The organism is Paenibacillus sp. J2L1-98 (assembly GCF_056269405.1).
The window spans coordinates 168,458-193,549 of the sequence record NZ_JBWDNW010000008.1 but is presented as its reverse complement, the minus strand read 5'-3'; the positions used below and the strand labels follow the sequence as shown (position 1 = coordinate 193,549).

Here is a 25,092-nt window from a genome sequence, read left to right as displayed (position 1 = left end):
GCAATCTGACAAAGTGATAAGGAAGGGCTGTCTCGAAAGGTCTAAGTCGTTAAATTACTTTCTTGTGCTAAAGGGAACAAAGAAGAGGAGCTTGCGTCGTAGCAGAGCTCCTTTTTGCTTATTTAGACAGATTTGCGTACTGTAATTCCCGGCTTCTATCATGACTGGAGCAGGAACTATCAACGAACCCCGTTAAGGTGAACATTTTCCAATCCGGCATGTGCCGTCTTCATGATGTTGACCATTTCCGCATAGGGCTGATCCTGCTGATTGACCAGGCCGACGTTGTAGCTCTCGCCGTCCGGACGCCCGGTAACCGGCTGATCGTAGTACGCATACCAGCCTGAGCCGACAAACAACGGATGCGCGGCCTGGCTTTCCGCAAAAGCTTGGTAAGCGATTCCTCTTTCCCTTGTGCTTGTTGTCATCGTAGCCGCACTGAAATAGGAAAGTCCGCGTTCGGACGAGCCGAATGAATGTTCCAGATTGAGCAGGGGCTTTCCGTAATTTTCGTATCTGGAAATCCAACTCGCATCTCTAGTATAACTGTCCACAGAAAAAGCATCTACAAACCCCATAGCCGCTTGATCCCAATCCAAGCTGGTTCGCCAAGTAGGAACGATAGCCGTGCCCAGAAACAAATGGTTCGGATCGTATTTTTTAATAATGTCCCTGATCATGGAATGGTAAGTTCTGGATGCCAGCCTGATATATTCCGATAAATCGACCGTGGAAACTTTGGCGATATCGATCGGAGTATCTTTCAAAGCGTCAAACGATATCGCGTTCGTACCCAGAACCTGATTGACCGTGGCGAGGTTGCCATTATATCTTTGCGCAAGAAGATCCACGAATGCGCTTTTCGCCGGCGAGGACGAAGAGTAGGTTAGCACCTCTTTTACGATATTGACATTCCAACCCGCCTCATTATCGTAGGTATAGCCGATCAACCACTTGCTGTATCTCGCATTATAAAGCTGTGTCTTCAGCGCGTTCTCGATGATAGGCCCGCTCTGCGGGTCAAAAACGTCGTACGTCCATTGTATCCTTCTCAAATTCGAGGGGTCTTGGAGCGATTGAATGAACGGAAACGTTATGTTTTTCGGTTTGGTCCACTTGCTGAAGGTGTTAAAGCCCCACTGGATCAAACGCTTTTTCGTGATATCCTCCCATTTCGACTCAAATCCGCTTCCGTATTTTTTCATGACGTTGGCAACGACGAGGCTGACGTATTCACCGCCCGCATCACTGGTGTAGGCGGGAGCGTAGGCGGTACGATCGGGCAATTCCTCAAAAATCTGCTTGTAGGTGCCGTCCTCTTTCAGGATCGGTGACTTATATCCGGACTCCCACAAACTTGCTGCATCCACTCCTTTAACAATAAAGGGATATCCATCCGGCGTAATAAACCACCATTTGCCGTTAATTGTTTGAAGCCTGAAGTACCCGGTGCTTGCTTGCTTTCCTAAGCTTTTCATGCCTCCATATTGATCATATTTTGTGGGATCCAGCGAAACATTCGCCAAGGCAACGGCCTCATTCGCATATTCCAGCTGCAGCTGCGTGTCGGATGTAACCTTTCCGGACCAGGTTTCATTCATCCATTGACCGAACTTGTCCGCCAGCAGGGCCTCCTTCTTCAATTCAGCTTTCAATCCTTCCGCGGTAAGAGTGGGTCCCGGATTTTGCCCCTCGAGGCCCGTACCTCTATAAATCTCGACTTCTGTCAGCGGAATATGTTGATAGGCTTGGGTACGCCTAATGTTCAGCACGATAAACCTGACCGTCTTGTTTGACATCGGAATGGTTACCGAATAGTTTAAATCGGTTCCCGTTCTTACGTGTCTGTCTGCAATGTAATACCCCGTCGCCGACTCGGGACGGTACTTTACGGTAATGTCCTTAAATCCCCAATATTTGTTTGGTGAATTCAACACCATACGGATCTGATTCAAAGGGTAGTCCTTCAACAGATCAATAACCACATTTACAGTTGAGTGAGAGTTTGCGCTGCCCATCCAGCCTGCGTAAGCGGGACTTCCGTCGAACAAGACGCCGTCCGCCGAGGATATAACCCCGGACCCTTTCCAGTCGGGAGAGTTCCCTCCGTCCGGAGCAGGGCTGTGAATATAGTTTCCTGTCTTTAGCATAGTGTCTTCACCTCTAACTTTACCGATTGGGACAAAAACAGTTACGACGATAAATGCCAACAAGAATATCAAAATACTGCTGCTATTAAACTTGGATCTTTTCTTCATATTATGCCAAGCCTCCAATTAGTGATACTCTGTTTATCGGCAACTCGAACGGTTAATACTAGTGCCAAAAGACATAAGACATAAGTGAGAGCAAGGTGTATTCATTTTAAGGGTAGATGCGATTACCTTTGCTCCCAATTCCATCGATTGAATGTGTTAGTAGTATAGTTATATGAAAGCGTGCTGGTCTGAGAGGCCCAACCCGACGCTTCAAGCGCAAAATTAGGTTTAGAGTACCACCAGCTGTTCCATGGAATGGTTGCGAAGGATTAAATCGGGTATATATAGTAGATTTATTAATTAGCCTTAAGAGGAGGAAGTCCGATGAAATGTCCTGTTTGCAATGAAGTAACGGCCGTATCCTCAATCGCACGGGAATCACGGAAGCGATAACGACCATCATTATCCGAAGCACAAAAAGAAGAAGCACTCCGTGTTCGATGTTTTCGAAGATCTATTTTAAACGTTGTTAGAACCGACGGATGAAAGAACAGTCCATGGAGTATGCTCCGTGGACTGTTTAATGTCCCGGCATGACAGAGACAAACAACTGTTAACATAAAAGTACGGCAGCTTCACTTCCTTTATTTGATGAGGAGGGACGAGTCATTGCGAAATGTAAGCGTTTGATAGAAAATGTTCTGAAATTTTTTTTCATAGCTTTTCAAAGCGCTTGCAAAAATAGTGAAAACCCAGCAACGGCAAGGGTTTGCGGGGCTTCCAGGGAAAATTGGGAAAAGCGTGAAAAGGGGGATTTGGGCGCTGCCTTGCCTTGACGTAAACTTTTAAAACATGTTACGGTTTTGTTATCAAATCTAACATTTTCTCTCTTGAAAGGAGACGGATGGATGATTAAAGCGATTATCTTTGATTTTGATGGCACTATTATTGACACGGAAACGGCGTGGTACAACGCGTTTCACGAGGCGTACAGGGAACATGGCGTAGAGCTCACATTGGAGCAGTACTCCGGTTGTATAGGCACGAGTCTGCATACTTTTAACCCCTATGAATATTTAATGACGGATTTGAAGCTGCCAATCGATAAGCAGGCTTTCCGTGAATCGGTGCATCTCCAGCATTCCGAGCTTATGCAGCGGGAAGAGGTCCGATCCGGTATTTTAGATTATTTGAATTTCGCCCAGGCCTCTGGCTTGAAGATCGGCCTTGCCTCCAGCTCGGATCGCGCTTGGATCGATAAACATTTGGATCAGCTCGACATTGCGCATTACTTCGAGTGCATCCGGACGGCGGATGATGTGGCGAAAGTGAAGCCGGACCCCGAGTTATACAAGCAAGCCCTGGCAGGTCTGGGTGTGGAAGCGAGCGAAGCGATAGCAATCGAGGATTCGCCTAATGGAGCGCGTGCCGCGTCGGCTGCAGGCATGTCCTGCATTATTGTTCCGAATACGATAACGAAGAGCTTGGCTTTCGATAAGTCCGACCGCTATTATCACGCGGAATCGTTAGCTCATATTGATTTTCATGAAATGGTGTCCGGTGCGCTGTAGCATATATTAATTAGTCAGAATATTCAGATAAAAACTCAAGGACGACACCATCCATTAAAGGAGGTTCGGACGATGAAGGCTGTACATTTTGGCGCAGGAAATATTGGAAGAGGCTTTATTGGTCTTCTTTTATCTAATGCGGGCTATGAGGTTATATTCGTGGCTCGCAATGAGAGGAAGGTTCAGCTGCTTCAGCAGCAGAAGCAGTATTCGGTCACGCTTGCGAACGAGGCGAGCGATACGGAAATCGTGAACAATGTCACCGCGATCAGCGGCAAGAACAAGGCTGCGGTGGCGGCAGCCGTTGCGTCGGCCGATATGGTCACGACAGCGGTAGGCGTAACCGCATTGAAGCATATTGCTGAGTCCATCGCGGCAGGCGTTGAGCTGCGTCTTAAGAACCGGAACTACAACCCGCTGCATATTATCGCTTGCGAGAATGCGATTTCCGGCAGCTCGCTCCTCAGGCAGCGCGTTTATGAGCATTTGCCGTTGGAGTGGCATGAGAAAGCGGATTTCTGCATCGCCTTTCCGGATACGGCTGTTGATCGCATCGTTCCTGTACAGGAGCATGATGATCCGCTTAAAGTAACCGTAGAGCCTTATTTTGAGTGGATAATAGACCGTTCGGCAATGATTGAGGGCTTCCCTGAGATTGAGGGGGTGAAGTATGTAGATGCCCTGGAACCTTACATCGAGCGCAAGTTGTTTACCGTCAATACGGGTCATTGCACGGCGGCTTATCACGGTTACCTCGAAGGCTATGATACGATTCAGGAAGCGATGGGCGATGCTAAGATTAAGGCGGAAATCTCTCATGTTCTGGGAGAAACGGGGAGTCTCCTTACCTCCAAGTACCACTGGGATAAGAAGAAGCATGACAAATATATTCAAAAAATGATGGTAAGGTTTACGAATCCCAGATTGTCGGATAACGTCATACGCGTCGGCCGTTCTCCGATTCGTAAGCTGTCTTTGAACGATAGGCTCGTCAGACCCGCTTTGCAGGCGCATAAGCTGGGTATTCCTATCCCGCATTTAACAACAGCGATAGCGGCTGCGCTTCTTTTCGACTACGAGAAGGATGAGGAAGCTGTCCAGCTGCAAGCGGCAATTCGGCGTTCCGGCATTCATGATGTGATCACCTCGCATATGGGGATTCCGCATAAGCATTCGATTCATCAGGAAATCGTGGACAGCTACGGCGCTCTCAAAGAGACCTATACAGCCATAAGGTGAAATATAGTACGCATGTTCAGGTAACGTTCGATTTCGGGACCTAAGCCTTTGTGCATAAATGAAGCGATAGAAGCAGGACTTCTGTCGCTTCTTTTTTTGGCCTGTATGCCGTGTGAGCGAATGAATGGTAGCGAGCTATTGCGGCTGCGGCGGGTGGTGAAACCAGCAAAAATACCTGCGCCTAGAAGATGTGTTAAATCAGCGTTTGATTTATGTTACAATTGTGTTAGAACTAAAATTTTCCTGAACAAATTGCAACTTTTACATTTTTTTACTTACACTTCTGGTAATAGTAGGATAAACTTAGGGAGAAATGTAGTAAAAACTGTCGAAATCTAGAAGGAAGTGCTGAAAGTTCTATCTTCATATGATAGAATAGTTACAAACCGGCCTATCGGGAACTTTTGATCAAATTCTAGTAGGAAGTGAGATCGGCATGATAGACATACATACGCATATTTTACCCGGATTGGATGATGGCGCAGCGGGCTTCGAAGATACTTTGAACATGGCACGGGCAGCCGTATTAGAGGGAATTACAACGATCATCGCAACTCCGCACCATGCTAATGGTGCCTATACCAATATAGCAGACAACGTAGCCAAGCACACTCATTCCGTCAACGAACAGTTGATGGCAGCGGGTGTGCCTGTTACGGTAATGTCCGGGCAAGAAGTCCGCGTTCATGATGATTTATTGGATGCTTGGCAAAGAGGTGAAATTTTCCCGTTAGCCGGCTCCAGCTACCTATTGGTTGAGATGCCATCCTCTCGTATACCGAAGGCGATGTTCGAGCTCATTCATGAGCTTAGCCTCCTAAAACTCAAGCCCATAATCGCTCATCCTGAGAGAAATGCAGAAGTAGTCAAGCATCCTGAGCGATTAGCCGAACTCATTGAAGCAGGCGCATTCGCGCAAGTTACGACCCATTCTCTGCTGGGCGGATTCGGTAAACGTATCGAACAATCCGCTTGGTCCTTACTGAAGGATGGCCTAATACATATTGTGTCTTCCGATGCCCATCATGTCGAGCGACGAGGCTTTCGGCTGCGCGAGGCTTACGATTCTATTGAGAAGCGGATGGGAGAACAGTGGGTGAGCTATTTGCAAAGCAATGCCCAATCCATAATCGAAGACAAGCCTTTCCATATTCAGCCTGCCGCAGCCTCCTCTTCTAAGGGAGCTATACGCCGTTTCCTTTCCTATTTCTACAAGAATTAGGCAGCGCTAGAGTGAATAACATAAGCAGCAAGTACATATTGAAAGTTATGTTTATCGGCGTTATTAGTCATTCGTCAATTAGATGAGTGCAACTATTTTAATATACTAGGAGTGAGAGAGCGTGACATTAAGAAAAAAACTAGCAGTTTCTACGATTGCGGCGAGCGTAGCCCTTACGGCTTTCGCCGGCATTCCGCTTAGCAGCCAAGGATTAGCGGAGAAGCTCGGCGTGAGCGGAATCGCTTATGCAGCCTCATCGCTAGCTGATTCTACGCTAGTGACTCGAGTGAAAGAGATCCATGATGCGATTGTTGCAACAGGAGGAGAAGACGATGTTAAGGCGCTTCAAGATGCTTTCAATGCATTGAGTGAAGCTGCACAAGGCAGAATCGCTGCACCAGTCGTTGATAAATTCGTAGATGCTGGACCTGAGAAAGAGCAATTGAAAGTACTGTTCCGTGAAGCGGTTAGCTTGTCCTATAACCCATCTGTCGCGGGGCTTGAGGATCTGCGTGCGGATCATGGCGCGTTGATTCAATCATTTGCAACAAAGGCTAAAGTTGCTGATTTGACGGTAGATGACATTGCTGAATATTTCTTTGATATCCAGACTGAGTTTATTAAACAAGTCGGTGAGAAGAGTTTTGCAGAGTTGTCGGATTTGATGATGAATCCAAGCAGTGTTAATAATCTGTTAGAAACAGTACTGGGTGCATTGCCTAAGAGTGAATATGCAGTTGAGAAAGTGTTCCTTCATTATGGAATAACTACTGAGGATGTATTAGCCGTATTGTCGCAAGCTAGAACTGAAGTTAAGGCCGACGGGAAGTTTATCGCGGCTGCAGGAGCTTTGTTCAATGCTTATGAATCTCTGAAAGGCGGAGATGGCGGCGACATTGGCGGCGGTCTGACTGAATCACCTCCTGCAACTATCGAGATTCCGAAGGAAGCTGCAGATTTGGTGAAGAAGCTGGGCGCTCTCAAGGACTCTATCGCTAATGCTACCGGCGAAGAGAAAGCGAAGCTGATTGAAGCTGCCGTTAAAGAAGCTACAGCTCTAGCTTCAAAGCTGTCAGTGATTGAGAATACAATAACAATCGTTAATGGTAAGGCAGTTCTTAAGCTTGATGAGAACAAAACCCTCTCCGCGATCGCTGGTATTGGAGCTATAATGGATGGCTTGAAAGCAGCGGCTCCAGGAATTGCGCTTCCTAAAATTAAAGTAACAATCGATCTTGGCAATGTTTCGCAAGACGGGGTTGTTATCGGCTTGTCGAACGCCATTATGGCACAAGCGATTAAAGCGAATATAGCAGCTATTACCATTAAAGTAGGCGGCCTATTGGTTGATCTTCCAGTGGGAGGCACATTCTCGTCCGCAATCGACTTCCAAATCAATAAATCTGATGCAACCAAAGAAATGACTGGTGATCTGAAATCAGCTTCCAAAGTGTACGATTTCAACCTTACCATTGGCGGAGTCGCTACTACGAAGTTTGATCAGCCGATCGTTATAAGCATTCCGCTTGGCGATACAACGGGCTTGGATGAAGAATTACTGTCAGTTGCGAAAATCGTAGACGGCAAGCTTCAGTTCCAAGGCGGAAGCATCAAGGACGGCCACATCGTTGAGCCGCGCGATACGTTCTCTTCCTATGTTGTTGTTGAGAATAAAGTAACGTTTAATGATACAGCATCCGTAGATGCTTGGGCAGGCCGTTCGATTCAAGTCGTTGCTGCCAAGGGCGCAATCGTAGGCAAATCGGAAGGCAAGTTTGCACCGAAGGACAAAGTAACACGCGCCGAGTTTGCAAAAATGCTTATCCGTGCTCTTGATCTTGATAATGGCACCGCCAAAGAAAGCTTTGCTGATGTGAATGCATCTGATTGGCATGCGCCATACGTAGCTGCAGCAGCAGGTCTGAAAATCATTAACGGCCGTTCGGCATCGAAATTTGATCCTAACGCTACGATCACGCGCGCCGAGATGGCAACGATGATCGCCCGCGCTTTAAAAGTAACGAAAGGTGCAGCTGATGTTGCTGATGTTAATGAAGTACTAAAGGGCTTTGCTGATGCTGGTAAAATCAGCGCTGCGCTGAAAGACGGCGTTGCATTTGCGGCAAATCACAAAATCGTAATCGGAAATGCAGGCAAGTTCTTGCCGAATAACAATGCGACACGCGCAGAAGCAGCTGTCATTATTTACCGCGCGCTAAATTTCGACAATTAAGTTATAATAGAGTCAAAATCTTCCTCTCACGTAGATGGGAGGGAGATTTTTTCGTAAATTTATAATTTACTGTAAAATTATGTATTAATAAATAATGAGATGTAGTTCTTAGGAATCAATAATTCATTTCGATGCGACTATATCTGATGGAGGAGTATGAAGTGTCTAACGAACTGGATTTGCGACAGTATATGGCGATCATAAAGAAGAGATTAACGCTTATTCTATTGTTTGTCTTCATATGTACAGCTGCGGCGGCTGTTATTAGCTTGTTTTTTAAAGACCCTGTCTATGAAGCTTCTACGAAAATTATCGTAAATCAGACATCCACACAGATGTCTAACGCTCAACTTGATATTAATCAAATCAACTCAAATATTAAAATGATTGACACGTACAAAGAAATTATTAAAACACCGGCAATTTTGGATAAAGTAGCTCAGCAGTATCCTCAGCTTGGATTAACCCCAACTGAACTTTCACGTAAAATCCAAGTTAGCTCCGTAAATAACACGCAAGTAATGACGTTAGACGTACAAGACGTGGACTATAAGCAAGCGGCTCAAATCGTGAACGCCGTGTCTCAAGTATTTCAGGAAGAGATCCAACATATCTTCAAGGTCGAGAATGTATCGATTCTGAATAAAGCGATTGTAGACGCAACTCCAAGTCCTGTTGCACCTAATGTACCGCTTAATATAGTGATTGCGTTTGTTGTTTCCTTAATGCTCGCAATCGGTGCTGCATTCCTGCTTGAGTATTTGGATGATACGATCAAGACCGAGGAGGATGTGCTGCAATACTTAGGCCAGCCAACGCTTGCCATGATCTCGAGAATGAATCCGGAGGAATCGAATTCTAACCAAACGAGCAAAGCCAATCAAACCTACAAGGCAGGTGAATTAGAGCGTGTCTCAATTGAAAAATAAGCGCCAGCTGATTACCGTTACAAACCCCCGGTCTCCTATATCCGAGTCCTATCGCGCTCTACGGACAAATATTGAGTTTTCTTCCATAGACGAGAAGCTTCAAGTAATCATGGTATCCTCGACAGGCCCCGGCGAGGGGAAGTCGACAACGATTACGAACCTAGGTGTCACATTCGCTCAATCGGAGAAGAAGGTTATTCTGATCGATGCCGATCTTCGTAAGCCTACCGCCCATCACACCTTTGCTTTATCCAATCGCTGGGGGCTGTCATCTGTCATTTCACAGCAATCAACGCTTGAGGAAGTGATTCAGGCATCGGATATTCCTAACTTGGATATTATTACATCGGGAGCTATTCCTCCGAACCCGGCAGAGATGATGGGTTCGAAGAAGATGACGACACTCCTTGAACAGTTAAGACAAATGTATGATATGATCTTAATCGATACGCCGCCGCTGCTCGCCGTAACCGATGCGCAAATCGTATCTACGAAGAGCGATGGCGTTATTCTGGTAGTCGATCAAGGCAAAGTGAAACGAGATATTGCAAGCAAGGCTGTAAAGAGTCTAGAGAGTGTAAATGCACGTATTCTAGGCGTTGTGCTGAACAATGTGAAGCGTAAAGCAAATGAAGAGGCTTACTACTATTATTATGGCGTTCAAGAGAAATAAAAGATAATTCCGTAGTTGATAGCTGTGGCGTAGGATTAAGAGTAGAAGAGAAGTTATGGACGCTCAGTATTATAAAATTCGACATCAGCAAATATGGTTGTTGCTGATGCACTGTAAAGCAAAAATGTGTGAAGCAGAAATAGCCGATCTTGCGTTATGGACCAAAGGCGACAGTCGCTTCCCCGATCCGCCTATCGTTTAGAAGAAAAAAATAGTTCTTTATTCCCTATTTTTTAAGTAAAATGCAATACTAAAGAATGATGCTATTTTTAAGAAAATTGATAATATATTCCTATATACGAAAATTACATAAATCGTTCGATAATAGCAAAACTGATGAAAATCAGTGACGCAAAGCTAAAGGGACTAAATTGGAACATTCAATATGTCAGCCAGCTGCCGAAAACGGGCCTCCGTCCGATTGTATGTGGAACACATTTCAAGGAGGTAGAAAGTATATGAGTTGGTTAATTACTTTGTCTATTTTTTGGATTATTGGTGGTATCTTTTATTTTAGTTTATTCGTAGTTTCAAAACGAGCCGATAAAATGGCTGAAGCAATCTTTGTTAGGGAATTTAGGGAATCAAAAGCTGCAAGTTCTATTATAATCAATGAGATTCATAACTCAAATGAAGAAACTATAGGGAAGTTATGTCTCTCTTCTTAAGTCATTTTACCCAGCATATTTAAATAAGAGGTATCTAAAGACTTAAGTCTTTAGATACCTCTTATTTATGAAACTGTTGTTATGCTTCATGGAGCACAGATGCGTGTCCCTCTCGGCCTTAAGGATTTCCTGCAGATTTCTCTGCAAATAGCTCACTATATGCATTCTGCGCCGTAACCACTAGTTCTCTTAGATGAATGCTCTAAGCTGTTCCTTTGACAATAATGCCATATGTTCTCCCCGACCCCTCAATTAAGTACATTTTACTGGGTATGAGCATTAACGAAATCTATTTTACAGATAAATGACGCATATTCGCTTGTCTCCCTGATTTTCCAGTTTTCAATGCTTTGATGGGAACTACGCGTACATCCACATTTCCGAGTTGCCGTAACAGTCTCGCATAGATAACCGCTTGTTCAACGGTCATTTCAGCGCTGATGAACCCTTCATTAGCTGTAATATATGCTTTCACGGGTAAATCTCACTTTCTCTTTAATTTACGGAGCTTACGTTGATCTTATGGGTAGTAATCTTCATTGTCAATTAAGGTTTACCTTGTGGGCTTACCTAAAGACAGGATGAGGAAGCGGTGGTTATACTGATGGTCTTTTGCGAAGTAGTGCATATACTTTTTTTAAGAGAAGGCATCACATTCACTATCAGTGACGAATAGCGTTATGGGAATTCTTGCCCCCTTTGAGAGCCTTGCGAAAGTCCATTAATCTATCCTTTTTTAACAAAAACCATTCGCTTAAAAAAGCTAAGGCCTCCCTGTTATTTACAGAGAGGCCTTTTAGGCTGTTGAGCGGTATTTATGATGCGGAATATGGTTACATTGCAAAGCCACAACGTTGAAATCATGTATTCAGTTGTTGCTCTCCCACCCATTTTTCACGTAAGTCTTGCCTTTATTACTCATTTCAAGACTCCTTCTGAAGATGCTCTTTGATTTTATTGTGAATACGGGTTCGTTCACCATCTTCGACAATATAATACCAAATTCGATTGATAATCTGGCCTTTTCCTTGCACCTCAACCATATCGATCTTATGAATCTGAGGTCGGTAATCCGTCACAAATTGCTTCATTTCATTAAAGGTAACATTCGTCTTCACACTATCTTTAAGCTCGCCTAGAAATGACTGTAGTTTGGTTACATTGGAGATGCTCATTGAGCGATTCATGACTTCCTGCAGAATATCACGCTGCCGCATGTTGCGTCCGAAGTCACCCCTTGGGTCATCATAGCGCATACGGGAATACTTCAGCGCTAATGTTCCGTTCAACAACAGATGACCTTGATCGAACCTATGACCTTCATAATCAAAAGAAAACGGATTATCCACCTCAACACCGCCTATCAAATCAATAAGCCGCGCGAAACCTTCCATATTCACTTTGGCATAGTAATCAATAGGATAATCCAGGAAATTCTCCACTGTCTGTATGGACATTTCAACGCCGCCGAAGGCGTATGCATGGTTGATTTTGTCTACGGTGCCGTGACCAATGATTTCGGTTCGAGTATCACGAGGAATATTAAATATCAATATGGAATGCTTTACTGGATTAACGGTCAGTACAATCATTGTATCAGAACGACCCCGATCATTTTTCCGCTCATCCACGCCTAAGACAAGAACTGTGAAGGGGGCCAAATTTTTCATGGGCTCGGTTGCCTTGTTCACGTCTGTGTCTTTGCTGACATAGGCCGGATTTACGGGGTCTAAGTCCTCATATATCTTTGAAGCAGTTTGCTGGGCTGAATTGTATACGTACCAAACTAAGCCTCCTACCAGCAGCAGTATTGTAGCGACTACAGCCCCTGTCCATATGAGGATGAGTTTCAATCGACGATTCATGTTTGCAGGACTCCTTATTTTACTTTTGAGCACCGTAATCCATTTGGTGCTAATTGCTCATCAACTTATTTCAATTATTAAACATGTTCTAGAACAAATGAAGTGGTAATTAGTAGAAGCATCTTAGAAAATAAGCTCCTCCCACAATCATTCCACAGCATTCTCATTGCCGGTCTTCCTATGGAGCAGTAAATAATATTCGCAGCATTAAGCTGCTCTTTCTTGATACAATTTACGATCCTCAATAAGGTGTTGAAGTATTCTATGAAATAAAACCTATACTGAGAAGATTATGAATGATAGGAGTACTCTCATATGGAACAAAACTGCAACTTTATTAAAGGACTCATGTTTGCGATCATGGTCATTATACCAGTATGGGTGTCTGTGGCGGGGTGAATTTATATGATTCAAGACCTATTGAACGGATGATGATGTTACCCTGTGGGTGTTGTACTCGTCCATGACGGAAGATCGTATGTAATGATTTTCGTAAACCTTCCAAAGAAAAGCGCACTGAGCAAAAAGGTCATAAACTGGTTCTCTTCGATTATTCTCCTAGTGAGCGAGTCCCGGGTTATTTCAAGGTGGTCTGCTAATTCTTCCTGCGTCAATCCCCTTTTATTACGTAAAAAGACGATTCTATTACACATGGGCATCTCCTTTCCTTAATGTTCTTTATAAAAAAGTGATCGAATGGTCTCAGGCTTCCATACGTTCCATTGAGTTTGATCACGAAACGTATTGACAATATCATATAATCTGAAAAAAAGAAAGAGTGCTAGTGCTAGTGCTAGTGCTTCCCGACCGGACAATGGTAAATATGGTTTGGTGAATTTGAAGGCACTACCATGACCAAGAGTTATGAAGGATTCTGCTCTTGGGCATTCGATGATACTGTAAATCAACGCGTTAGCCCGAGCACCGCATAGGGTGTTGGCTAACATCCAATTCTTGCAGCTTCGAGTTCGGCAACGCCCTCAGCACTTCATCGAACTGGCATGCGCCCAGCAGACCACGTTGAACAACTGCTGGAACGATTGGATGGCCATATGGCGGGCCTTTTATCTCATTGTCACACTTTGGTGTTGATCGCAATCACAGAGTTTGGAAAATATGACAACATAATTAAATAACATTAGGAATTTTTCATAATTATAGATACAAAGTAGCTACTTTTTGATATAATGCAATTCGTTAGGCAAAAGTGGTCGTATTTGCCTATGCTAATGCAAACTGAAATTACGAAAGTGATATTACAAAAGATAGTAGATACAGTTTTCAAGAAATGAGTTTTGATGCGTACATAGGACTTAAGCAGGTTTTGTAGCCATGCAGGCGCCATACCATTAACTTATAGACCAAGAGATAAAAACCTTGATGACCACCGCGGTACCAAGTGAAGGCAAGTGGCATGTCTACAACGGTTACGTCATTTATGCGCAGTCAGGCAAACGGTTGAGCTCATTCATTGAAGGAGCGCTCTGCCAATTGACTGTTTGTTCGATAACCAGACTATTTGGAAAGAAGATTCAAAAGCACTTGATTTATGTTGGAACCGTATAATCCATTTCATTGCTACCGATGCTCATAAATGTTACCGCAGAGCATTAGAATTGAACAAAAGCGTATCATATCCTCGGCAGGACACTTGGCGTTGAATATATCGATTTGTATGGTAATAATATGGTTCGAGTCATTTAGAATAAAGAAATTGACTGAGGCGGATAAATCGAAATGAATAATACTGTTTTGGTAAAATAACACAAAATGTGGTATCGAATTTTCGAAAGTTGATGAGAAGATACAAACGATAATGCTTACCTCCACCAAGATGGGCGCCACCCTGAAAGCCAAAGTGAGCTTAGAGCTAGTTAAAGCGAGAATGATAGGCGTCGTTATAAATAACATTAACCACTACAGCACAGAGGGTTATTATTATGGCGAGCGGAAAGAGAAACAAAAAGGGTGATGCAGAAATAGCACGTAGAGTACTGTATGGACGAATTTAAAGGTAATGTCTCCTGTACCTATATCACTGGAGGCACTCGGTCATGCTGTGGGTCGATAGACCTTAGACGTAAATCATCAAGAGTGTGATGTGAGGATAGGTTTGATGCCTGAACTTGGACAGCAAAAGTCCAAGCTATGCTTTCTTACGAAGACCTAGCTTGCATTTTTGGCAACTAGATAAATAGGGAACAAGAGAATTTAGAAAACAAAGGATAGGTGATTGAGATGAAAAAAGTGAAAAAAGCTATCATTCCTGCCGCTGGACTTGGAACACGATTTCTTCCAGCAACGAAAGCTATGCCAAAAGAAATGTTGCCCATCGTTGATAAACCTACCATCCAGTACATAGTAGAGGAAGCCATTCAATCCGGTATTGAAGACATCATTATTGTAACAGGAAAAGGAAAGCGGGCTATTGAAGATCACTTCGATATTGCTTTTGAGTTGGAGCATAATCTCTATGAGAAGGGCAAACACGAAATCCTCAAAGAAGTCCAAAAATCCTCAAGCATTAATATACATTATATTCGTCAAAAAGAAGCAAAAGGGCTGGGGCATGCGGTATGGTGTGCTAGGAATTTCATCGGCGATGAACCGTTTGCCGTCCTCCTTGGTGACGATATCGTACAGGCGAAAATTCCTTGCATCAAACAGCTGATAAACCAATATGAGCAGGTGGGAAGATCGGTTATCGGTGTTCAAGCCGTTGCCATTGATCAAACTGAAAGATACGGCATTGTGGATCCAGTGGAGCCGGCAGATACGAAGCTCGTTCAAGTCCGTAATTTTGTTGAGAAACCACCGCTAGGTTCAGCACCTTCCAATCTCGCTATCATGGGAAGATATGTTTTAACTCCAGCAATATTTGGTTTCTTGGAAAAACAAGAGACTGGAGCCGGCGGTGAGATTCAACTGACGGATGCAATTCAGAAATTGAACGAATCAGAAGGCGTTTACGCTTATGATTTCGACGGAATTCGTTATGATGTTGGAGAGAAGCTGGGCTATATTAAAACCAGCTTGGATTTTGCACTTCAGAGGAAAGAACTTCGTTTGCCATTACTTACGGCTTTAGAAGAGATACTGGAGCGTGAAAAGGCCAAAAAAGTCAATTATTGATCGGTAAGAGGGGGAATTGGTGTGGCTCCACAAAGAAATGATGCAGAGATCGCTCTGGAAACTAATGCATATAATGCTTCGGTAGCGATAGAACATAAAAGAAATTTAAGAGTTTATCTATTGACTAAGAGAGCGATGGATATTATAGCCGCTTTTATTGGAATGGTATTTCTTATTCCTTTATTTATTGTCGTTGCCATCTTAATCAAGATCGAGGACCCTCGTGGTCCTGTTTTCTTTCATCAGGTTCGAATTGGTAAGAACGAAACGCCGTTTCGCATGTTTAAATTTCGTTCAATGGTCTCCAATGCGGAAGAACTACTAGATGGGTTGCTGAGCCAAAACGAAATTGACGGCGCGATGTTCAAGATGAAGGAAGATCCACGGATTACCAATGTGGGTAAGTTCATACGAAAAACGAGCATCGATGAGCTGCCGCAGCTATGGAACGTGATTAGAGGCGACATGTCAATTGTTGGACCTAGACCACCGCTTTCACGCGAAGTGGCAGAATATACGAGTTATGACAAACTGAGGCTCAAGGTGACGCCAGGCTGTACCGGCTTTTGGCAGGTAAGCGGAAGAAACGAATTGAGCTTCGCCGAAATGGTTGAACTAGATCTGGCATACATAAAACGCAGAAGTTTGCTATTTGATTTAAAGATTATTTTTAAGACAGTAAAAGTATTACTTGGATCGAAAGATGCTTTTTGAATTGAGGAGGAATTAAAAAATGAATATTTCTGTTGTAGGAACAGGATATGTAGGACTAGTAACCGGGGTAGCATTATCTCATGTTGGGCACCATGTAACTTGTATCGATGTTGACAAGGTAAAGGTTGATAAGATGAGCCAAGGCCTTTCACCGATTTATGAACCTGATTTGGATGAATTAATGATAAGGAATATTGAAGAGGGAAGGTTGTCTTTTACAACGAGCCACCGGAAAGGATTTCGAGACGTAGATGTCATTTATATTGCTGTTGGAACCCCTGAGAAAGCAGATGGCTCGGCGAATTTAATATTTATTGAACAAGTGGTAAAGGATATAGCGGAAAATATTACAACTGATGTGATTGTGGTTACTAAAAGCACTGTGCCGGTAGGGACTAATCACTATATCAAAAAATTATTAAAATTTTCTGTACCTAATCATATTCATGTAGACGTTGTTTCTAATCCTGAGTTTTTAAGAGAAGGTTCTTCTATTCATGATACTTTTAACGGTGAGCGAATTGTGATTGGTGCAGACAATGATAAAGCGGCCAAAATTATCGAAGAAATCAATAGACCCTTTGGCATCCCGATCCTTAAAACGGATATTAAAAGTGCGGAAATGATCAAATATGCATCAAACGCATTTTTAGCTACAAAAATTAGCTTTATTAATGAAATTTCCAATATATGCGAAAGACTTGGTGCTGATGTAGAAAGTGTAGCTAAAGGTATGGGGATGGATAAGCGAATTGGATCAATGTTTTTAAATGCTGGGATTGGATATGGTGGCTCTTGCTTTCCGAAAGATACAAAGGCTCTTACTCAAATTGCAGCAAATATTGATCACAATTTTGAGTTATTAAAAGCTGTTATTAAGGTCAATAATGATCAACGGGGGATTCTAATTGAAAAAGTAATGGATAGATTTAGAAGCATATCAAGAAAAAGAGTAGCTGTTTTAGGTTTGTCATTTAAACCAAATACTGATGATATGAGAGAAGCAGCATCCATTGTTATCTGTAATCAATTAATAGCAGAGGGTGCTGAGGTTATTGCCTTTGATCCCGTGGCAATTGATAATGCAAAAAAGGTTCTTCCTAAAAAAGTGGACTATGCGGCTACATTGGAGGAGGCCATCACAGATGCAGATATGGTTTTAATTTTAACAGAATGGTCTGAAATCAAAGAAGTGAATTTGAATTTATTCGCAGAGAAAATGAATCAGCCAGTCATTTTTGATGGACGGAACTGTTATCAATTAAATGATGTGGAGAAATACAATATTGAATATCATTCTATTGGAAGACGAGTTGTTAATAAATATAAACTTCAAGAAATTTAAAAGGATTTTGATTTGAATTGAAATTAGTATAAATTTTGTTGATTTGGAATAAATCTCGCTCCAGAATATACATTAAAAATATCATGGGGAGTACAATATGTTGAAAAGAGTATTAGTAGTAGGTTCATCTTTACAAGATAGAGGTGGAATTGTAACTGTTATGCAGAATATTAATCAATCAATTATTTCGGAGAAATTTGAGATTGATATGGTACCTACCTATATTACGGGGAGCGTAAAAGAGAGGTTCTCGATTTTTCTGAAAGGTTTAATCCTATTTTTATATAAAGTAATAGTTAAAAATCCAAATATAATCCACATTCATATGTCATACAAAGGAAGTTTCTATAGAAAGTCTATTATAATTCTATTATCGAAGGTGTTTAGAAAACCAGTAATTACTCATATCCACGGATCTAGTTTTAAAGACTTTTATTCTAATCTAAATCATTGGCAAAAAACATACTGCAATTTTATTTTAAATAAGTCTAACAAAGTAATAGTATTATCTCAAGAATGGAGTGATTTCTTTTTACAGTTTATAAATAGGGAAAAAATTGCGATTCTTTATAATGCTGTTCCTGTATCAAATTATATTATAAATAAGGAAAATGAGATTCCAATTTGTTTATTTATGGGACGACTAGGAAAAAGAAAAGGCGTTTTTGATTTGTTGGATGCCATTAGAATATTAAAGGATTCCGGCATTAATGCTAAATTTATTTTAGCAGGTGATGGAGAAATAGAAAATGTGAAAAAAATTGTAGAGACAAACGGAATTAAAGAGTATGTGGATGTTGTAGGATGGGTAGATAAACTAAAGAAGAAAGAATTATTAGAGACATCGGATATTCTTGTTCTTCCATCATATAATGAAGGCTTGCCTATGTCTATTCTAGAGGGAATGAACTATGGGATGCCTATTATCAGTACTTCAGTTGGGGGAATACCAGAAGTAATTGAAGATGGTAAGAATGGTTATCTGGTTAATCCCGGTGATGTTAAACAATTAGCGAAAAAATTACAGAAGGTAATTGTTGATAATCAACTTCGTTTAAACATGGCCAAAAATAACCAGGATGTAATAGAGAAAAAATTTAATCTTGATAATATAATGGGTGATCTTTGTGACTTATATGAAGATATACTTGCAAAGTAGAAATTATTCATTGCAGTAGTATTAAATAATATTGTTTGAGTTACCGACTGTCGAGCTAAGTAGGACAAAGGCTTCCATAAACAATTCGGGATCAGATCGCCAACAGAGGCATTTACGTGGGCGATTGTTAAAGAGACGGAGAGCATGGGGAAGTTACTGGTAGGTGACGGTAGCGAAAGCCTTACCCTTAGGGAAGAATAGAAGACCGTTGCATTTTCGTTTTGGAGCCCCTATGCCAAGAAGAATAGGTATCGGTGAAATAAACATACTCATAGTTAAACCTAAGAGCATCGTAGCTGGTAAGCTCTTTCCCTTGATCTGCCGTTACCATTCGGAATGCAGCTTGCTTTACAAGCTTCTCTGCCAACCCAGGCGTTCTGCACTGTCTTAGTTGCGAAAGCCGTCTGCTCTGCACCACTCTTCCTCCCTCTAGCACTAATAGAGTAGTAGGTTGTGGCCTAGTGCTCTAGAGATCGCGGGATTTTTAGCTGACTGTGTTCAGCTATGCGAAGATGAGTGTAACCCATGGTGTGTTATTATTCTGTTGGTTGTTTTTTAATGCAATACTAAACTCTTATGTTAATTAATTGATTGATTGAAGGGTATGCCCAATATGAGAACTCTAAATAGATATTTCAATAATAATTTAATTAAAAATCTGAGTATTGTGTTTTCAGAAAGTATTGTCACTAAAGCATTGAATTTTGCGATTATCCTAATCTTATCCAAAAATCTCGGTCCGGGTGATTATGGTAAGTATTCATTTCTTTTTGTAATCATTACCTCTTGTAGTGCTTTTTTTGACTTTGGTATGGAAAATACAGCGGTTCGCTTTTCCTCCAGGGAAAAAGAAAAAAAGTTTAGTATTTTCGGTTTATACTTATTCGCGAAAATAGTCATTATATCAATAGTTATTATAGTGCTTTTTTTATTTGGCGAAAAGATCTTTCAGTCCATGGATAAATCAGAAATAATTCAATATATCCCTTTTATAATTATAGGCTTTTTAGGAGAGTCACTATTATTTATTAATGACACCTATTTACAGGCGGTTCAACAATTTAAGCTTAGAGCTATAGTTAATATTTCAAGATATTTAATTTCTATGGTAATAGTTATAATTCTTTTATTAAACCATATGTTGTTTTTAAAATATGTAATTTTCTTATACTTTCTACCGATTATTATGTCATTATTATTTACAACTAAATATCTTAAATTTAGTATAAGCTTTACAAAATTTCGTTTACCAATTGGTTTAATAAAAGAGATTATTGAATATGAAAAGTGGATGTTATTAGTTTCGATTCCTAATAATTTACTTGGTAGGATTGATTTCTTTATGATATCGCTTTGGGTAACTTATGAACAAATAGGAATTTATAATGTTGCCTTTCAATTATCTTCAATCGTGTCGTTTCTTCCCTTTGCATTTGGGAAAGTTATGTTACCTAAACTGTCGGAATTAAATGACAAGAAAATACTTGAGAATACAAAAAAAATCGCTTTACCTACTTTCATTATTTCTGCCTTTATGTTATGTATGGTGCCCTTAGTACATTCGATTGTTCCATTGTTATTAGGTGATAAATATTTAAATGCAGTAATGATACTACAAGTAATGCTTATATCTGCAATACTCGCATTTGCGATTGTTCCTATAGAACAAGCAGTATATTCTTTAGGAAAACCGATATTTATAACATTTGGTAAATTTATTCAATTACTGTTAATACCGATTCTAATATATGTTACTGTCCCATATTTGGGGATGATTTGGGCTGCGATAAGCGTCACAATTGCCAGGTTGTTTTATGGGGTTGTTTTAATTAGCTTATACCAAAAATATAAAAATAAAATATTTCTTGGTGAAAGCTTTAATGTATAAAGAAATGACTGTTATATTGCTAAAGAAAAGAGAGGTTAATAATGGAGAACGTTCGTGTTCCTATACGTATTCTACATTTAATTTCATCATTTCAAGTTGGAGGAGCGGAAAAGCTTTTACTAGATTTAGTTACAGAGAGCTTGAATTCAAATGATGTAAATTTCGTTATAGTGGTAATAAACGATTTAGTGAATGAAGAACTAAAAAATGAGCTAATTTCGACTGGATGTGACGTATATTTTCTGAATAAACGACCTAAACATAGACATCCCAAATACCTTTTGAACATGTTGAAAATTATTCGAAATCATAAAATAAAGATCATACATTCTCATAATTATGGAAGTAAAATGTGGGCAATTCTATGTAAAATGTTCTATCCATATTTAAAGCTTGCTTTCACAATTCACGATACAAAAATTATTAATAATTTGAATAAATTTCAAATTTTTTTGCATAAAAGAGCTATTAATCAAAATGTTGCTATTTCAAATGCGGTTTTAGAAGAATGTAGATCTAGATGGGTATTTAACACAATTAAAATTTATAATGGAATTAAATTTGATAAATTTTATGTTAGAAATGCAACTTTTAGCAAAAAGGATAATATTAAAATTGTAAATGTAGCTAGAATAACCCATAATAAAAAAGGACAAGATCTTCTAATTCGTGCTGTTAAAGAATGTAAGGATAGGGGATTAATTGTTTCATGTGATTTTATTGGCGGAGTCTATGATTATGATAGAGAATCGTTTGAGTATTTAAAAAACCTTACCCGAGAGTTGGGTTTGCAAAATGATATACGCTTTCTTGGAAATAGGAATGATGTACATCTAGTTTTATCAAAATACGATGTTTTTGTCTTACCTTCTAGAAATGAGGGATTAGGACTTGTAGTCCTTGAAGCAATGGCAGCTGGTCTACCAGTTATTGCATCTAATATCGATGGACCAGCAGAACTAATCAAGCATGGGGAAAATGGTTATTTATTTGAAAATGAAAATGTTATCGACCTGGCAAATAATATTATCGATGTATCTCAAAATCTATCTAAATATAAAAATGTTGAAAATGTTGTGAGGAATGCATCAGAATTTGCTCGGGATTTTGATATTTCAAAAATGCTTTCTAAGTATACTGCATTGTATAGCCATTTGATAAAATAGGCTCATAGTTAACCTGTTTTTTTAGGAGATTCTTAAAGATATGGTAGATGATATGGTAGATATGGAATATGGAGTGGGGACTTATGAAGAATAAACACAAAATTAAAGTTGCTCTAGTTTGTTCTGTGGGTGGGCATTTAACTCAAATGAGACAGTTGGATAAGTTATATAAAAATTATGATTATTTTTTTATCACTGAGGACACTCTGCTTACAAGGGGATTAATTGAAAAGGAGAAGATCTATTTTTTAAAATTAATAAATCGAAAGATGTTTAACTTTCCTTTTCTGCTTATTAATAATTTCTTTAGATCTATTTACTATTTATATAAAGAAAATCCAGATGTGATAATTTCCACTGGTGCATTAAGTTCTATCCCATTTTGCTTAATAGGTAAAATGGTTGGAAAAAGGTTAGTGTTTATTGAAAGTTTTGCTAAAATGAATTCCCCGACTCTGACAGGTAGGTTAATGTATAAGTTTGCAGATTTGTTTATTGTTCAATGGGAAAAGATGAAGCTTTTTTATCCAAATGCAGTATATGGAGGGAGTATATATTGATACTAGTATCATTAGGAACTCAAGAATTCTCTTTTGACAGACTTTTGGAGGAAATAGATTGCTTAATTGAGAAGAAAGTTATTAAAAATGATGTTTTTGCGCAAGTTGGTTATTCTAAGTATGTGCCTAAGCACTTTCGTTATAAAAAAATCATTGATTTTAAACAGTTTGATGATCTACTGGATGAGTGTGAGTTATTAATTACACATGGTGGAACTGGAACTATTATTGGTGCATTGAGAAAAAGTAAAAAGGTTATAGCGGTTCCTAGGTTGAAAAAGTACAACGAACACGTTGATGATCATCAGACAGAAATTATCGATTTATTATCTGAAAAACAATTAATTATTGGCTTACAGGATGTGCAAGAGCTTGAATTGGCTCTACATAAAATAGAAACATTTAAAGTCAATAAGTTTGTAAGTGGAAATGAAAAAATTATTAGCCTAATTGATGATTTTATACGAAATAAGGAGGAGTGAATTATTTAGTCCTGAAAGATAGACGCACCCTTACTCGTAACATGAGAGGCATATTGACTACCGCGGTCGGAATGATGCAGGATTTCGCCACTCGGCCTTTAGTGGCTGCAGGCTCGATCCAGGGCCATAATAACCAATGATTTAGTCATCTGTTCATCCATATGGAAAGAGTCTGTAAAATAGATTGTGTAAACTCCAAAACCTATTAAAATGATAATATAAGAAAGGTTTTGGATTACATATGGGATTATAGACGAAACAACAGCTCCGATAATTCATTAAAGAGAACAAGTTGGTGTCCGCGCAGGACGCTCTAAATGAGTTGTTTTTGTGGAGACGCTGCAAGAGATGCTAGAGGGTAAGATGGACAAGCATTTAGGTGGCAAGAGCAAGAAACCATTACTAGCGAGTACGCAGGAAATAGTTTCACTTAATAATGACTTTTATTTTTATGAAATAATTATGTAATTAAGAAACTTCAGTGATCTATTCAAGATTATAGTAGAGCCTGTTTGAATGGTGGTGAAATAGTGGTTATAAATAAAAACAAAATAATAATCATTTGTCTATTTTTATTGGCATCTTTGGTCATATGTATTTTATCTTCATATAACCATATTATTTTAGGATCTATAGTTGGTTTAGTTCTTTATGCAATAACAGTAATTTTATTTACTAATGAAGAAAATGTGAAAAAAATTATTCCTTGCTTTTTACCACTTATATTGTTTCAAGATACAATCATGAAGCAACTAGATCATTTAATACCAGGTCTTGGGAAACTTTTTTCTTACTTTGACGAAATGTTTCTCTTTGTGTGTTTACCATCTTTGTTAGTTAATATTTTTCTTGGAAAAAAAATAATAGGAATAAGGATAATTATTGTTCTTTTCATTATATTATTTTTCGGTTTTTTTTCAGATGTAATAAACAACGTTCCACTCAACATCTCTTTGCAGGGAGCCTTATTACATACAAAGGGATTATGGTACTTATTTTTGTTCACAAATATACTATTTAAAGAAAATGATATAACAAAGTATATTCGGTATGTAAAACGATTTTCCATATTTGTCTTATTATTTTCAATTATTGATTTAATTTTTTATAACAAATTTAGATCAATCATGCTTACAGATGATCAGGCTTTTGATTTTAGGATGGGAATAATTAGTGTGAAATCGGTATTTATTCACCCTGGTATTTATGGATGGTTTATGGTTTTTATTGGAATATACTTATCTGCAGTTTTCAAAGTGAAAAAAAACTACTTATATTTGTATTTTAGTTGTACTTTTTTACTTTTTTCATTATTATCTTTCAGATTTAAAGCGATGTTGGCTATATTTGTAGTCATTATAATTTATTATTTAATGTCTGGATTCAAAAAGGTGCTTACATTATTATTACCAGTATCATTTGTTTTACTAATTTTTTATTTATTTGCAGGGAATTATATTATAAATCTAACTAGTTTAACAATTGACAGGTACGTTAACGCTGATATGTACGAATCTGCGAGGAAAGCTTTATATGAAGTGTCAATGAAAATAGGTTCAGAAAAATTCCCGTTTGGTGAAGGGTTTGGTAGGTACGCTGGATTTATCGCTAGTGAGAACTATTCACCAGTGTATTATGAATATGGTATGAATACTATTTATGGGTTAAGACCAGAAAATCCTATTTTTGCAACAGATACTTACTGGCCAAGTATAGTTGGAGAAACAGGGTATATAAGCGCAATACTGTTATTTGCACTGTTTATCTCTATAATAGTAAAGTTATTACGAAATTATAAATTTATTGAGAACAATAATGTTAAAGTTTTTGTGTTATTCGCGGGACTTATTTTAGTGCAGGGATTAATTGAGTCACTTGGGGAGCCGATATTTAATAGTGCACCGCAAAATGTATATATATTCATGACACTCGGAATTGCACTTTCAATGTTAAGTGAGCAAAAGAAATTGGGGATTGATTCTAAGTTGTAGGTTTCTAAGGGCAATAGTTTGTGTAAGCTCCTTTACAAGGAACCTCCCGAGAGGAGG

The 25,092-nt window shown here is 39.7% G+C and carries 18 protein-coding genes and 1 riboswitch; of the genes, 16 read left to right on the top strand and 2 right to left on the bottom strand.

Annotated features, from left to right (window positions below; all coding sequences use genetic code 11):
• Nucleotides 1–179: 179 nt before the first annotated feature.
• On the bottom strand, nt 180–2,258 hold the full coding sequence (locus tag AC0YNZ_RS16980) for an alpha-amylase family protein (protein ID WP_475827732.1): 2,079 nt from the start codon (nt 2,256–2,258) through the stop codon (nt 180–182).
• Nucleotides 2,259–3,106: 848 nt separating this feature from the next.
• On the opposite strand from AC0YNZ_RS16980, the gene AC0YNZ_RS16975 reads away from it, so the two are divergent.
• From AC0YNZ_RS16975 to AC0YNZ_RS16945, 7 genes are all read left to right on the top strand, one after another.
• Complete coding sequence (locus tag AC0YNZ_RS16975) at nt 3,107–3,769, top strand: HAD family hydrolase (protein WP_475827731.1); 663 nt, start codon at nt 3,107–3,109, stop codon at nt 3,767–3,769.
• Between the two features lie 72 nt (nt 3,770–3,841).
• Complete coding sequence (locus tag AC0YNZ_RS16970; RefSeq protein WP_475827730.1) at nt 3,842–5,008, top strand: mannitol-1-phosphate 5-dehydrogenase; 1,167 nt, start codon at nt 3,842–3,844, stop codon at nt 5,006–5,008.
• Between the two features lie 436 nt (nt 5,009–5,444).
• Nucleotides 5,445–6,230 (top strand): tyrosine-protein phosphatase, encoded by a 786-nt coding sequence (locus AC0YNZ_RS16965; RefSeq protein WP_475827729.1) that lies wholly within the window; start codon nt 5,445–5,447, stop codon nt 6,228–6,230.
• A 121-nt stretch (nt 6,231–6,351) separates the two neighbouring features.
• Nucleotides 6,352–8,463: an S-layer homology domain-containing protein gene (locus AC0YNZ_RS16960; RefSeq protein WP_475827728.1), complete on the top strand. Its 2,112-nt coding sequence runs from the start codon at nt 6,352–6,354 to the stop codon at nt 8,461–8,463.
• A 161-nt stretch (nt 8,464–8,624) separates the two neighbouring features.
• On the top strand, nt 8,625–9,392 hold the full coding sequence (locus AC0YNZ_RS16955) for a YveK family protein (RefSeq protein WP_475827727.1): 768 nt from the start codon (nt 8,625–8,627) through the stop codon (nt 9,390–9,392).
• Nucleotides 9,373–10,065 carry a CpsD/CapB family tyrosine-protein kinase gene (locus AC0YNZ_RS16950; protein WP_475827726.1) on the top strand — a complete coding sequence of 231 codons (693 nt, stop codon included), beginning with the start codon at nt 9,373–9,375 and terminating at the stop codon, nt 10,063–10,065. Before AC0YNZ_RS16955 ends, AC0YNZ_RS16950 begins: the two co-directional genes overlap by 20 nt.
• Nucleotides 10,066–10,381: 316 nt before the next feature.
• A riboswitch (cyclic di-GMP riboswitch) is annotated at nt 10,382–10,469 on the top strand.
• 54 nt (nt 10,470–10,523) lie between these two features.
• Nucleotides 10,524–10,733 carry a hypothetical protein gene (locus AC0YNZ_RS16945; protein ID WP_475827725.1) on the top strand — a complete coding sequence of 70 codons (210 nt, stop codon included), beginning with the start codon at nt 10,524–10,526 and terminating at the stop codon, nt 10,731–10,733.
• Between the two features lie 923 nt (nt 10,734–11,656).
• On the opposite strand, the gene AC0YNZ_RS16940 is transcribed toward AC0YNZ_RS16945, so the two are convergent.
• Nucleotides 11,657–12,598 carry an LCP family glycopolymer transferase gene (locus AC0YNZ_RS16940; protein ID WP_475827724.1) on the bottom strand — a complete coding sequence of 314 codons (942 nt, stop codon included), beginning with the start codon at nt 12,596–12,598 and terminating at the stop codon, nt 11,657–11,659.
• Between the two features lie 2,238 nt (nt 12,599–14,836).
• Here AC0YNZ_RS16940 and galU point away from each other — a divergent pair.
• The 9 genes from galU to AC0YNZ_RS16895 all read left to right on the top strand — a co-directional run bounded on the left by galU (nt 14,837) and on the right by AC0YNZ_RS16895 (nt 25,035).
• Nucleotides 14,837–15,730 (top strand): UTP--glucose-1-phosphate uridylyltransferase GalU, encoded by an 894-nt coding sequence (gene galU / locus AC0YNZ_RS16935; RefSeq protein ID WP_475827723.1) that lies wholly within the window; start codon nt 14,837–14,839, stop codon nt 15,728–15,730.
• A 15-nt stretch (nt 15,731–15,745) separates the two neighbouring features.
• Nucleotides 15,746–16,444 carry a sugar transferase gene (locus tag AC0YNZ_RS16930; protein WP_475827792.1) on the top strand — a complete coding sequence of 233 codons (699 nt, stop codon included), beginning with the start codon at nt 15,746–15,748 and terminating at the stop codon, nt 16,442–16,444.
• A gap of 19 nt (nt 16,445–16,463) precedes the next feature.
• Nucleotides 16,464–17,789 carry a UDP-glucose dehydrogenase family protein gene (locus AC0YNZ_RS16925; protein ID WP_475827722.1) on the top strand — a complete coding sequence of 442 codons (1,326 nt, stop codon included), beginning with the start codon at nt 16,464–16,466 and terminating at the stop codon, nt 17,787–17,789.
• A gap of 97 nt (nt 17,790–17,886) precedes the next feature.
• Nucleotides 17,887–18,948: a glycosyltransferase family 4 protein gene (locus tag AC0YNZ_RS16920; protein WP_475827721.1), complete on the top strand. Its 1,062-nt coding sequence runs from the start codon at nt 17,887–17,889 to the stop codon at nt 18,946–18,948.
• 613 nt (nt 18,949–19,561) lie between these two features.
• Nucleotides 19,562–20,836: an oligosaccharide flippase family protein gene (locus AC0YNZ_RS16915; protein ID WP_475827720.1), complete on the top strand. Its 1,275-nt coding sequence runs from the start codon at nt 19,562–19,564 to the stop codon at nt 20,834–20,836.
• A gap of 41 nt (nt 20,837–20,877) precedes the next feature.
• Entirely contained in the window at nt 20,878–22,002 is a 1,125-nt protein-coding gene (locus AC0YNZ_RS16910; protein WP_475827719.1) for a glycosyltransferase, read from the top strand.
• Between the two features lie 83 nt (nt 22,003–22,085).
• On the top strand, nt 22,086–22,562 hold the full coding sequence (gene pssD, locus AC0YNZ_RS16905) for a PssD/Cps14F family polysaccharide biosynthesis glycosyltransferase (RefSeq protein ID WP_475827718.1): 477 nt from the start codon (nt 22,086–22,088) through the stop codon (nt 22,560–22,562).
• On the top strand, nt 22,559–23,044 hold the full coding sequence (pssE, locus tag AC0YNZ_RS16900; protein WP_475827717.1) for a PssE/Cps14G family polysaccharide biosynthesis glycosyltransferase: 486 nt from the start codon (nt 22,559–22,561) through the stop codon (nt 23,042–23,044). The genes pssD and pssE overlap by 4 nt, the downstream gene beginning before the upstream one ends.
• A gap of 530 nt (nt 23,045–23,574) precedes the next feature.
• Nucleotides 23,575–25,035 (top strand): hypothetical protein, encoded by a 1,461-nt coding sequence (locus tag AC0YNZ_RS16895; RefSeq protein WP_475827716.1) that lies wholly within the window; start codon nt 23,575–23,577, stop codon nt 25,033–25,035.
• The last annotated feature ends 57 nt before the right edge of the window (nt 25,036–25,092 follow it).

Excerpts from the sequence above, each read along its gene's own strand:
- AC0YNZ_RS16980 (WP_475827732.1), bottom strand. The coding sequence starts at position 2,258 with ATGAAGAAAAGATCCAAGTTTAATAGCAGCAGTATTTTGATATTCTTG.
- AC0YNZ_RS16975 (WP_475827731.1), top strand. The coding sequence starts at position 3,107 with ATGATTAAAGCGATTATCTTTGATTTTGATGGCACTATTATTGACACG.
- AC0YNZ_RS16970 (WP_475827730.1), top strand. The coding sequence starts at position 3,842 with ATGAAGGCTGTACATTTTGGCGCAGGAAATATTGGAAGAGGCTTTATT.
- AC0YNZ_RS16965 (WP_475827729.1), top strand. The coding sequence starts at position 5,445 with ATGATAGACATACATACGCATATTTTACCCGGATTGGATGATGGCGCA.
- AC0YNZ_RS16945 (WP_475827725.1), top strand. The coding sequence starts at position 10,524 with ATGAGTTGGTTAATTACTTTGTCTATTTTTTGGATTATTGGTGGTATC.
- AC0YNZ_RS16940 (WP_475827724.1), bottom strand. The coding sequence starts at position 12,598 with ATGAATCGTCGATTGAAACTCATCCTCATATGGACAGGGGCTGTAGTC.
- galU (WP_475827723.1), top strand. The coding sequence starts at position 14,837 with ATGAAAAAAGTGAAAAAAGCTATCATTCCTGCCGCTGGACTTGGAACA.
- AC0YNZ_RS16925 (WP_475827722.1), top strand. The coding sequence starts at position 16,464 with ATGAATATTTCTGTTGTAGGAACAGGATATGTAGGACTAGTAACCGGG.
- AC0YNZ_RS16920 (WP_475827721.1), top strand. The coding sequence starts at position 17,887 with ATGTTGAAAAGAGTATTAGTAGTAGGTTCATCTTTACAAGATAGAGGT.
- AC0YNZ_RS16915 (WP_475827720.1), top strand. The coding sequence starts at position 19,562 with ATGAGAACTCTAAATAGATATTTCAATAATAATTTAATTAAAAATCTG.
- AC0YNZ_RS16910 (WP_475827719.1), top strand. The coding sequence starts at position 20,878 with ATGGAGAACGTTCGTGTTCCTATACGTATTCTACATTTAATTTCATCA.
- pssD (WP_475827718.1), top strand. The coding sequence starts at position 22,086 with ATGAAGAATAAACACAAAATTAAAGTTGCTCTAGTTTGTTCTGTGGGT.